Genomic DNA, 9,723 nt, shown 5'->3' with positions numbered 1-9,723 from the left:
GCCCCGGACACGCCCCGACCCCTAACTTGATTTGTTCCAGACTAGTGCTCTAGGGTCTGCCGCGTGACGTCGGACTTCGAGGCGCAGCTGCGGGCGGTCTCGTTGCGTGTGACCCGGCCCCGCCTGGCGGTGCTGGCCGCGCTGCACGACCACCCGCACGTCGACACCGAAACGGTGATCGAGCTGGTGCGCGCCGACCACCCGACGGTGTCCCATCAGGCCGTCTACGACGTGCTGCGGGCCCTCACCGAGGCCGGGCTGGTGCGCCGCATCCAGCCGGCCGGCGCGAACGCCCGCTACGAGTCCCGGGTGGGCGACAACCACCACCACGTCGTCTGCCGCTCCTGCGGTGCGATCGCCGACGTCGACTGCACCGTCGGCCACGCCCCGTGTCTCACCGCCTCGGTCGATCACGGCTTCGTGATCGACCAGGCGGAGGTCGTCTTTTGGGGCGTCTGCCCCGACTGCTCGGCCGCCGCAGTTCCCCACGAAACCGCCAGCTCGGAAGGCAAGTAGATGAGCGACACCCAGGACAACACCCCCTCCAGCGCGCAGGGGGTGGACAAGAAGGCGGCGGCCGGGTGCCCGGTCGCGCACGATTCGGTGACCTCGCACGGCAGCGAGAGCGAGAACCCGGCCATCGACTCGCCGACGCCGAAGTCGAGCGGCCGCCCGCGCACCAACCGCGACTGGTGGCCCAACCAGCTCGACCTGTCGGTGCTGCACGCGCACGACTCCAAGAGCAACCCGCTGGGCAAGGACTTCGACTACGCCAAGGAGTTCGCCAAGCTCGACGTCGAGGCGCTCAAGCGCGACATCGAGCAGGTGCTGACCACCTCGCAGGACTGGTGGCCCGCCGACTTCGGCCACTACGGCGGCCTGATGATCCGCATGAGCTGGCACTCCGCGGGCACCTACCGCATCCACGACGGCCGCGGCGGCGCCGGTGACGGCGCGCAGCGCTTCGCCCCGCTCAACAGCTGGCCGGACAACGCCAACCTGGACAAGGCGCGCCGCCTGCTGTGGCCGGTCAAGCAGAAGTACGGCCAGAAGATCTCGTGGGCCGACCTGCTCGTGTTCGCCGGCAACGTGGCCCTGGAGTCGATGGGCTTCAAGACCTTCGGCTTCGGCTTCGGCCGCGAGGACGTCTGGGAGCCCGAGGAGATCTTCTGGGGCCCGGAGGACGACTGGCTGGGTGACGAGCGCTACGCCGGCGACACCGAGATGGTGCCCGAGCTCGGCGCCACCGAGATGGGCCTGATCTACGTCAACCCGGAGGGTCCCCGCGGCAGCGCGGACTTCATGGCCGCGGCGCACTTCATCCGCGAGACCTTCGGCCGCATGGCGATGAACGACGAGGAGACCGTCGCGCTGATCGCCGGTGGCCACACCTTCGGCAAGACCCACGGCGCCGGCATCGCCGACGACCACGTGGGCCCCGAGCCGGAGGCCGCCCCGCTGGAGGCGCAGGGCCTGGGCTGGCTGAGCACCCACGGCAGCGGCAAGGGCCCGGACACGATCACCAGCGGCCTCGAGGTCACCTGGACCGACAAGCCGACCGAGTGGAGCAACCGCTTCTTCGAGATCCTGTTCGGCTACGAGTGGGAGCTGACCACCAGCCCCGGCGGCGCCAAGCAGTACGTCGCCAAGGACGCGCCGGAGATCATCCCGGACCCGTACGACCCGAACAAGAAGTACAAGCCGACCATGCTCACCACGGACCTGGCGCTGCGCTTCGACCCGGTCTACGGCAAGATCTCGCGCCGGTTCCTGGAGAACCCGGACGAGTTCGCGCTGGCGTTCGCCAAGGCCTGGTACAAGCTGCTGCACCGTGACATGGGCCCGGTCACCCGCTACCTGGGCCCGTGGGTCGCCGAGCCGCAGCTGTGGCAGGACCCGGTGCCGGCCGTGGACCACGAGCTGGTCAGCGAGGCCGACATCGCCGCCCTCAAGGCGAAGGTGGTGGAGTCCGGTCTCACCACCGCCCAGCTGGTCAGCACCGCGTGGGCGTCGGCGGCGAGCTTCCGGTCCACCGACAAGCGCGGTGGCGCCAACGGCGCCCGGATCCGGCTGGAGCCGCAGCGCAACTGGGAGGTCAACCAGCCCGAGCAGCTCGCGGCGGTGCTGGAGAAGCTGGAGGCCATCCAGCGCGAGTTCAACGAGGCCGGCGGCGCGAAGATCTCGCTGGCCGACCTGATCGTGCTGGCCGGTTCGGCCGCGGTGGAGAAGGCCGCGCGCGACGCGGGCGTCGAGGTGACCGTGCCGTTCCACCCGGGCCGCACCGACGCCAGCCAGGAGCAGACCGACGTCGAGTCGTTCAAGGTGCTCGAGCCGCGCGCCGACGGGTTCCGCAACTACCTGCGGGCCGGTGAGAAGCTCCAGCCGGAGGTGCTGCTGGTCGACCGCGCCTACATGCTGGACCTGACCGCGCCGGAGATGACCGTCCTGGTCGGCGGTCTGCGGTCGCTGGGCGCCAACCACGGCGGCGTCCAGCACGGTGTCCTCACCGACAAGCCGGGCGTGCTCACCAACGACTTCTTCGCCAACCTGCTCGCGCCGGGCACCCAGTGGAAGGCGTCGGAGTCGGAGGAGAACGTCTACGAGATCCGCGACGTGGCGACCGGCGAGCTGAAGTGGACGGCCACCCCGGTCGACCTCATCTTCGGCTCCAACTCGCAGCTGCGGGCCCTCGCGGAGGTCTACGCCAGCGACGACGCGCGGGAGAAGTTCGTCAACGACTTCGTCGCGGCCTGGACGAAGGTCATGGAACTGGACCGGTTCGACCTGTCCTGATCCCCAACCCCAGCGGCGAGCCCGGCCGGTCCACTGTGGACCGGCCGGGCTCGTCCCGTTGCTACCGGTGCCCGGGGGCCCTGACCTCACGGGCTTCCGGCACCTCCCGCACCGCGCCCTTGTCCGCTGACAGGGCCATCGCCGCGTAGGCGCGCAGCGCGGTGGACACCGTGCGCTCCCGGTTCCGGGGCCGGAAGGTCGCCTGGGCCCGGCGTTGCGCCAGCACCTCGTCGGGCACGTCGAGGTGCAGCGTGCGGCCGGGGATGTCGATGACGATCCGGTCGCCGTCCTCGACCAGGGCGATCGTCCCGCCCGCTGCGGCCTCCGGGGAGACGTGCCCGATCGACAGGCCCGAGCTGCCGCCCGAGAACCGGCCGTCGGTGACCAGCGCGCAGACCGTGCCGAGGCCGCGTCCCTTCAGGTACGAGGTGGGGTAGAGCATTTCCTGCATGCCGGGGCCGCCGCGCGGGCCCTCGTACCGCACCACCACGACATCGCCGGGCCGCACGCGCCCGGCCAGGATCGCCTCGGCGGCTTCCTCCTGCGATTCGGTCACCACGGCCGGCCCGGCGAAGGCCAGCACCGACGGGTCCACCCCCGCGGTCTTGACCACGCAGCCGTCCTCGGCGAGGTTGCCGCGCAACACGGCCAGCCCGCCGTCGTCGGAGTAGGCGTGGGCGGCGTCGCGGATGCAGCCGCCCGCGGCGTCCAGATCCAGGTCGTGCCACCGTTCGGATTGCGAGAACGCTTCGGTGGTGCGGCGGCAGCCGGGTGCGGCGTGGAACAGCTCGACCGCCTCCGGGGAGGGCGAGCCGCCGCGGATGTCCCAGGTCTTGAGCCATTCGGCGAGCGAGCCGGCGTGCACGCTGTGCACGTTCTCGTGCAGGTGCCCGGCGCGGTGCAGTTCCCCGAGGAGCGCCGGGATGCCGCCGGCCCGGTGCACGTCCTCCATCAGGTAGTTGCCGTTGGGGGCGACCTTGCACAGGCACGGCACCTCGCGGGACCGCTGCTCGATGTCGGCCAGCGTGTAGTCCAGACCGGCCTCGTGCGCGGCGGCGAGCAGGTGCAGGACGGTGTTGGTGGATCCGCCCATCGCCAGGTCGAGCGCCATCGCGTTGTCGAAGGCGGCCCGCGAGGCGATGGCCCGGGGCAGCACGCTCTCGTCGCCGGTGTCGTAGAAGCGGCGCGCCAGGTCCACGACGGTGCGCCCGGCCTGCTCGTAGAGGGCGCGGCGCGCGGTGTGGGTGGCCAGCACCGAGCCGTTGCCGGGCAGGGCGAGTCCGAGGGCCTCGGTGAGGCAGTTCATCGAGTTGGCGGTGAACATGCCCGAACAGGATCCGCAGGTCGGGCAGGCGGCTTCCTCGATGCGGGCGATGTCGGCGTCGGACACGGTGTCGGCGGCGGCGTCGGACATCGCCGAGACCAGGTGCAGCTTGGTGCGGACCGTGCCGTCGACGAGGACCGCGGTGCCGCCCTCCATCGGGCCGCCGGAGACGAACACGGTGGGGATGTTCAGGCGCAGCGCGGCCATCAGCATGCCGGGGGTGATCTTGTCGCAGTTGGAGATGCACACCAGGGCGTCGGCGCGGTGGGCCTGCACCATGTACTCGACGGAGTCGGCGATCAGGTCGCGGGAGGGCAGCGAGTACAGCATCCCCTCGTGGCCCATGGCGATGCCGTCGTCGACGGCGATCGTGTTGAACTCGCGCGGGATGCCGCCGGCCGCGCGGATCGCCTCGGACACGATCCGGCCGACCGGCTGGAGGTGGACGTGGCCGGGCACGAACTCGGTGAAGCTGTTGGCGACGGCCACGATCGGCTTGCCGAAGTCCTCGCGGGCCACACCCGCGGCGCGCAGCAGCGCGCGGGCACCGGCCATGTTGCGTCCGTGGGTGACAGTGCGTGATCGCAGTTCGGGCATGCGCTCACGATGCCCGCCGCGTGCGGGGAAGCGAAGACGCTGCGAACACCAGTAGCGGCACTACTAGTGTTGCGGGGTGACCATGCGTGCCCTCGGGGAGTTCCTGCGCAACCGGCGGACCCGGCTCGTGCGGGCCGAGCTCGACCTGCCCCCGGTGGGCCGCGGCCGGACCACCGGGCTGCGCCGCGAGGAGGTCGCGTTCGTGTCGGGTGTCAGCGTCACCTGGTACACCTGGCTGGAGCAGGGCCGCGACATCAACCCCTCGCGCGAGGTCCTCGACGCGATCGCGCGCACGCTGCGGCTGAGCGGCGCCGAGCACGCCTACGTGCTTTCCCTCGCCGGATACACGGCGCCACCGCCGCCCGCCGCGCCGGTGCCCGAAGCCGCGCCGCGGCACGTGCAGCGGCTGCTCGACGCGCTCGCGCAGTCGCCCGCCTACGCGGTGGCGCCGGACTGGCAGATCACCGGCTGGAACGCCGCCTACGCGGCGCTCTACCCGAACGTCGCGACCGTCCCGGCGCAGGACCGCAACCTGCTGTGGCTGGTGTTCACCGACCCGTACGTGCGGCAGCTGCTGCCGGACTGGGAGGTCACCAGCCGCCGGTTCCTGGCCGAGTTCCGGGCCGAGGCCGGTCCCCGGCTGGGGGAGTTCGGTTACCTGATCGACCGGCTGCTGGCGGCCAGCGATCACTTCCGGGCGGGCTGGGAGAGCCTGGGCGTCGAGCGGTTCGCCTCCCGCGAGCGCCTGTTCCGGCACCCGGTGGCGGGGGAGCTGCTGCTGGAACACCACCAGCTCACCCCGCAGGACCACCCCGGCCTGCACCTGGTCGTCTACACCCCGGTGCGCGAGGCCGACACCGCGACGCTGCGGCGGCTGCTCGCCGCACCACCCGTATCCATCGAACCGGCAGAGGAGAACGCATGATCCGGCGCTGGAACCCGGACACCGTCGCCGCCCCCATCGGGATGTACAGCCACCTGGCCCAGGTGCCGTCCGGTCACGAGCTCGTGGTGATCTCCGGCCAGGTCGGCGCGCTGCCCGATGGCTCGCTCGCCGGTGCCGACGCCGAGGCCCAGACCGAGGCGGTGTTCGCCAACCTGGAGCGGCTCCTCGCGGCGGCGGGCGCGCAGCCGGAGCACGTGGTGAAGCTGTTCAGCATGGTGGCCGGCGCCGAGCACCTGCCCGGCTTCCGCACGGTGGTGAAGCGGACCTTCACCCGCTGGTACCCGGACGGTGACTGGCCGGCGCAGTCGCTGATCGTGGCGGCCGCGCTGGCCCGGCCGGACCTCCTGGTGGAGGTCGAGGCCATGGCCGCGGTGCCGCGCTGACGCCCACTCCGAGCCCGCCGTGACGGCGATGCGCGAGGTGCTCGACCCGTGACCCAGCACCGCGGTGCTGGGCCACGGCACGACGGCCGTGGACGGCCCCGTCGACCGTCCACGGCCGGCGCCCGGCGGTCACTGGTACAGCGCCGCCTGGATCTTCGGGTCGTTGATGTTGCTCTTGTCGTACCAGTAGTACGCCGTGTCGATCCGCTTCGGCAGTTGTTCGCCGTTGATGGCCTTCAGCGCGGCGTCCACCAGCTGCCGTCCCATGTCCACCGGGTCCTGCGTCACGGCGCCGGCCATCAGGCCGCTGTTGATCGCGTCGATCTGGGCCTTGCCGGAGTCGAACCCGACGATCGTCAGGCCCTGCTTCCCGCTCTCCTGCACGCCCTTGATCACCCCGATCGCCGAGCCCTCGTTGGAGGCGTAGATCCCCTTCAGGTCCGGGTTCGCCGCGATGATCGACTTGGTGATGTTGGCCGACTCCAGCTGGTCACCCCCGCCGTACTGGGGCGCCAGCACCGTGATGCCGGGCGCGTTCTTCGCCATCCAGTCCAGGAACCCGTCCCGCCGGTCCTTGCCCGACAGGCTCGTCTGGTCGTGCACCACCAGCGCGACCTTGCCCTGCCCGCCGATCTGCTCGGCCAGGTGCTTGGCCGCCTCCGCCGCCGCGGCCTTGTTGTCCGTGGCCACGGTCGTCACCGGGATGTCACTGTCCACACCGGAGTCGAACGCCACGACCGGGACGTTCTGCGCCTTCGCCTGCTGCAGCAGGGGAGCGGCCGCGCGCGAGTCCAGCGCGGCGAACCCGAGCGCCCGTGGCGATTTCGCCAGCTCGTTGGTGAGCATGTTGACCTGCTGCTCGACGTCCTTCTCGGTCGCCGGGCCGACGAAGGTCGTACGGGCGCCCTTCGCGGCGGCCTGGTCCTCGGCGCCCTTCTTCACGGCCTGCCAGAACTGGTGCTGGAAGCCCTTCGACACGATGGCGATGAGCGGCCCGTTCCCGCCGCCCGCGGTGCCGCCGTCCTGGCCGCACGCGGTCATCGTCAGCGCCAGCACGGCGCCGGCGACCGCGGCGACGATCTTCTGCGTCCTCATCAAGAACTCCTTCGTTCTCTCAGGCTTCCCGTTTCCGGATCCGGTCGGTGTAGACGGCCACCAGGATCACGCACCCGAGGATGACGTTCTGCCACTCCTGCGGGATCGACATGATCTGCAGCCCGTTGTTCAGCACCGAGATGATCAGCGCGCCGATCAGGGTGCCGATGATGGAGCCCTTGCCGCCGGACAGCGACGTCCCGCCGATCACCACGGCGGCGATCGCCTGCAGCTCGTACCCCATGCCGGTGGCCGGCTGCGCCGACCCCAGCCGCGCCGAGATCATCACCCCGGCCAGGCCGGTGAACAGCCCGGCGAACGCGTAGATCCCGACCTTCCACCGGCGCACGTCGATGCCGGACAGCGCGGTCGCTTCCTCGTTGCTGCCGATCGAGTACGTGTAGCGGCCGAGCACCGTCTTGGTCAGCAGCACGCCCGCGATGATCGCGATCGCGGCCAGGATGAGCACCGCGTTGGGCACGTTCGGGATCAGGTTGCCCGCGGAGATGTCGATGTAGCCGGGCGAGTCGCTGAAGTAGATCGGGGTGCTGTTCGACAGCACCAGCGCCAGCCCCGCGGCGACCAGCATCATCGCCAGCGTCGCGATGAACGGCGGGATCTTCAGCAGCGCCACGTTGATGCCGTTGACCAGCCCCATCAGCCCGCCGAACAGGATCGCCAGCGGCACCCCGACCGCCGGCGGCAGGCCGGAGTTCACGATGAACACCCCGGACATCACCGCGCACAACGCCATGCCGGTGCCGATCGACAGGTCGATGCCGCCGGTGATGATCACGAACGTGGTGCCGATCGCGAGCGTCCCGATCACCACCGTGGAGAACAGGATGGCGATGAAGTTGCCGTAGGAGAAGAAGAACGGGCTGACGATCGAGAAGAACGCGTAGATCACGATGAGGCTGGCGAAGGCCAGCAGCTGCTGCAGCCTGCTCTTGATCGCGCCGGCCACCCCGCCGGTGCGCTGCGGCTCCGCCGGGGGAGCTTTCACCGTGGTCATGACTGACCTGCCTTCCCTTCGGGGGCGAGACCGAGTTCGGCGGCGTCGGCGGGATTCTCGTCCGGCCGCAGGGTCGCGTAGTGCATGATGTTCTCCTGGGTCGCCTCGGCGGCGTCGAGCACGCGGGTCACGCGGCCCTCGCTCATCACCACCACGCGGTGGGACATGCGCAGGATCTCCGGGAGTTCCGAGGAGATCATGATGATCGACTTGCCCTGCCCGGTCAGCTCGCGCAGCAGCTGGTAGATCTCCTCCTTCGCGCCGACGTCGATGCCGCGCGTCGGCTCGTCGAAGATGAGGACCTCGCAGTCCTTGGCCAGCCACTTGGCGATGACGACCTTCTGCTGGTTGCCGCCGGAGAGGTTCTTCGTCGTCTGGTCGAGCGAGGGCGTCTTGATGCGCAGCGCGCCGACGTAGCGTCCGGCCTTCGCCCGCAGCGCGCCGTCGCGCACGAACCCGGCCCTGGTGAACTGGTCCCGCAGCGCCGACAACGCGATGTTGGCCTTGACGTCCTGGTCCAGCAGCAGGCCGAACCGCTTCCGGTCCTCCGACAGGTAGCCGATGCCCAGTTTCGCGGCGTCGGCCGGGGTGCCGATGCGGACCGGCCTGCCGTGCAGGGTGACGGTGCCGGCCTCGGCCTTGTCCGCGCCGACCAGCGCCCGCGCGACCTCGGTCCGGCCGGCGCCCATCAGGCCGGCGAAGCCGAGGATCTCGCCGTGCCGCAGGTCGAACGACACGTCCTTGAGCAGGTCCCGGGTGCGCAGGCCCTCGACGCGCAGCACGACCTCCCGGTCGGAGCGCACCCCCTCCGGGCGGGCCTCGGTGTCGATGGCCCGGCCCACCATCAGGGCGATGATGTCCGGGGTGGCGGCCGTCGCCATGTCGAGCGTGTCGATGTACTCGCCGTCGCGGATCACGGTGACCCGGTCGGCGATGCGCTTGATCTCCTCCATCCGGTGGGAGATGTAGATGACGCCGGTGCCCGGCCGCACGAACCGGCGGATCAGCTCGTGCAGCGTCGCCACCTCGGCGTCGTTGAGCGCGGCGGTCGGCTCGTCCATGATCAGCACACGCGGGTCGTAGGACAGCGCCTTGGCGATCTCCACCATCTGCTGGTTGGCCACGGTCAGCTCGCCCACCACGGCCCGCGGGTCCAGGCGCAGGTGCAGCCGGTCGAGCAGGTCGGCGGTGTCGGCGTTGAGCTTGCGCTCGTCGAGCAGCAGCCGCCCGCGGCGGGGTTCCCGGCCGATGAAGACGTTCTGCGCGACCGTCAGGTGCGGCACCAGGTTGAACTCCTGGTGGATGATGCTGATGCCCAGCTCCAGGGCGTGCCGCGGGCCGGCGGGCCGGTAGGGCTCGCCGCCCAGCCGGAACTGGCCCGCGTCGGCGCTGTGGATGCCGGACAGCAGCTTCATCAGCGTGGACTTGCCCGCGCCGTTCTCGCCGACCAGCGCGAGCACCTCGCCGGACCGCAGCTCCAGCCGCATGTCGTGCAGCGCGCGCACGCCGGGGAAGCTCTTGTCCACGCCCTCGACTTCGAGCAACGGTTCCGTCATCGTCGCGACCCCGC

Annotated in this window: 8 protein-coding genes; 4 read left to right on the top strand and 4 right to left on the bottom strand. The window is 70.8% G+C overall.

Annotated elements, in window-relative coordinates:
- The first annotated feature begins 63 nt into the window (after positions 1 to 63).
- Both D0D15_RS12915 and katG read left to right on the top strand, forming a co-directional pair.
- Positions 64 to 516: a Fur family transcriptional regulator gene (locus D0D15_RS12915; protein WP_094005368.1), complete on the top strand. Its 453-nt coding sequence runs from the start codon at positions 64 to 66 to the stop codon at positions 514 to 516.
- On the top strand, positions 517 to 2,793 hold the full coding sequence (gene katG / locus D0D15_RS12910; RefSeq protein WP_094005369.1) for a catalase/peroxidase HPI: 2,277 nt from the start codon (positions 517 to 519) through the stop codon (positions 2,791 to 2,793).
- A gap of 61 nt (positions 2,794 to 2,854) precedes the next feature.
- On the opposite strand, the gene ilvD is transcribed toward katG, so the two are convergent.
- Positions 2,855 to 4,714 carry a dihydroxy-acid dehydratase gene (gene ilvD, locus D0D15_RS12905; RefSeq protein ID WP_094005370.1) on the bottom strand — a complete coding sequence of 620 codons (1,860 nt, stop codon included), beginning with the start codon at positions 4,712 to 4,714 and terminating at the stop codon, positions 2,855 to 2,857.
- Positions 4,715 to 4,796: 82 nt separating this feature from the next.
- Here ilvD and D0D15_RS12900 point away from each other — a divergent pair, with 82 nt between their 5' ends.
- Together D0D15_RS12900 and D0D15_RS12895 are read left to right on the top strand one after the other, a co-directional pair.
- Positions 4,797 to 5,639: a helix-turn-helix transcriptional regulator gene (locus tag D0D15_RS12900; protein ID WP_094005478.1), complete on the top strand. Its 843-nt coding sequence runs from the start codon at positions 4,797 to 4,799 to the stop codon at positions 5,637 to 5,639.
- Positions 5,636 to 6,043: a RidA family protein gene (locus tag D0D15_RS12895; RefSeq protein WP_094005371.1), complete on the top strand. Its 408-nt coding sequence runs from the start codon at positions 5,636 to 5,638 to the stop codon at positions 6,041 to 6,043. Before D0D15_RS12900 ends, D0D15_RS12895 begins: the two co-directional genes overlap by 4 nt.
- A 129-nt stretch (positions 6,044 to 6,172) precedes the next feature.
- On the opposite strand, the gene D0D15_RS12890 is transcribed toward D0D15_RS12895, so the two are convergent.
- From D0D15_RS12890 to D0D15_RS12880, 3 genes are read right to left on the bottom strand one after another with little or no spacing between them, the layout of a single operon-like run.
- The gene (locus D0D15_RS12890) at positions 6,173 to 7,138 is read right to left on the bottom strand and encodes an ABC transporter substrate-binding protein (RefSeq protein WP_094005372.1); all 966 of its coding nucleotides are present in this window, start codon (positions 7,136 to 7,138) and stop codon (positions 6,173 to 6,175) included.
- Positions 7,139 to 7,157: 19 nt separating this feature from the next.
- Positions 7,158 to 8,153: an ABC transporter permease gene (locus D0D15_RS12885; protein WP_115944458.1), complete on the bottom strand. Its 996-nt coding sequence runs from the start codon at positions 8,151 to 8,153 to the stop codon at positions 7,158 to 7,160.
- A complete protein-coding gene (locus D0D15_RS12880) occupies positions 8,150 to 9,709 on the bottom strand; it encodes a sugar ABC transporter ATP-binding protein (protein ID WP_369806796.1) in 1,560 nt (519 codons plus the stop codon). The genes D0D15_RS12885 and D0D15_RS12880 overlap by 4 nt, the downstream gene beginning before the upstream one ends.
- Positions 9,710 to 9,723: the final 14 nt, after the last annotated feature.

It is taken from the genome of Amycolatopsis thermalba, from assembly GCF_003385215.1.
Lineage (GTDB): Bacteria > Actinomycetota > Actinomycetes > Mycobacteriales > Pseudonocardiaceae > Amycolatopsis_E > Amycolatopsis_E thermalba.
Note: the sequence above shows the minus strand (reverse complement) of the source record. Positions and strands in the feature narration are given on the sequence as shown.

Coding starts and splice junctions, on each gene's coding strand:
- ilvD (WP_094005370.1), bottom strand. CDS start 4,714: ATGCCCGAACTGCGATCACGCACTGTCACCCACGGACGCAACATGGCC.
- D0D15_RS12880 (WP_369806796.1), bottom strand. CDS start 9,709: ATGACGGAACCGTTGCTCGAAGTCGAGGGCGTGGACAAGAGCTTCCCC.
- D0D15_RS12900 (WP_094005478.1), top strand. CDS start 4,797: ATGCGTGCCCTCGGGGAGTTCCTGCGCAACCGGCGGACCCGGCTCGTG.
- D0D15_RS12890 (WP_094005372.1), bottom strand. CDS start 7,138: ATGAGGACGCAGAAGATCGTCGCCGCGGTCGCCGGCGCCGTGCTGGCG.
- D0D15_RS12895 (WP_094005371.1), top strand. CDS start 5,636: ATGATCCGGCGCTGGAACCCGGACACCGTCGCCGCCCCCATCGGGATG.
- D0D15_RS12885 (WP_115944458.1), bottom strand. CDS start 8,153: ATGACCACGGTGAAAGCTCCCCCGGCGGAGCCGCAGCGCACCGGCGGG.
- katG (WP_094005369.1), top strand. CDS start 517: ATGAGCGACACCCAGGACAACACCCCCTCCAGCGCGCAGGGGGTGGAC.